This is a genomic window from Aequoribacter sp., from assembly GCF_965659035.1.
GTDB lineage: Bacteria > Pseudomonadota > Gammaproteobacteria > Pseudomonadales > Halieaceae > Aequoribacter.
On record NZ_CBFHWH010000117.1, the window covers coordinates 4527 to 5389 of the forward strand.

General features: G+C 52.1%; 1 protein-coding gene. It reads right to left on the reverse strand.

Annotation, left to right across the window (positions count from 1 at the left end; genetic code table 11):
• A partial coding sequence (locus ACTF5Z_RS11270) for a hypothetical protein (protein WP_438985719.1) occupies positions 1-638 on the reverse strand: 638 nt, incomplete at its 3' end.
• Between the last annotated feature and the right edge of the window lie 225 nt (positions 639-863).

Genomic DNA, 863 nt, shown 5'->3' on the forward strand with positions numbered 1-863 from the left:
GTAAACGGCGCGAACAATGCTCCCATTTGCAAAGCGTAATCTTCGGAAGAAAGCCCCAGACTTAACCTTCGGGCTTGTTCGAGCAGGGGATAAACCGATACGGGCACAGCACCACCGTGGCGCTGCAGCTCGGTTTCAGTCATAAAATCGGTATTCATGCCGGGATCATTCACGGGGTAATCGCTGTGCTGAGTCCAATCCCAAGATTGCCCCTCCGCTTTTGCCTTGCGCATGGTGGCGATGGCCTCGGCACCACAAATGACGGCGGCGCGAATCTCGCCCGCGGCAATACGGGAACCAAAAATACCAACCCATTTCTGTGGTTCGTTACCACAGGCACCCGAGTGGTTGACCTCAGCACCAGAAATGTTCAGTCGATCGGCAATACACCCCGCGAAATTATCGGGCCACCCAAAGGGTGCCAACACAGGCTGTACAGCCTTGGGAACAGAATCAGGAAAGGTGCGAATCACGGTCATAGCGTCAAGGTTGGAAACAATGTCGGCGCCCGCATCGGCTATGGCTAGCTCTACCGCTCTGGCAGCAAGTTCAACGGCTGTAAAGCCCTCGTAATCTGTGGCATCCAAACGCTCCACAATTTGCCCAACACCCACAATAACTGGCGTACTGTTCCGCATGTCTATCCCTCAATAAATCGTCGCGCACTAGTGTATCGAAATTAGCCACGTTGAGGAGGTCAGTAACGAACAGATGAAGCGTTTCAGCAAAAAAAACGCCGGTTAACAAACCGGCGCAAGTAATGTGTACTGGATGGAACACGGTGATAAAAGCAAACACCGTGCCACAATCCACAAAACGAGTGAAACCTCAGTCGAAGTCGACAATTTCCCGATAAAAGTAAC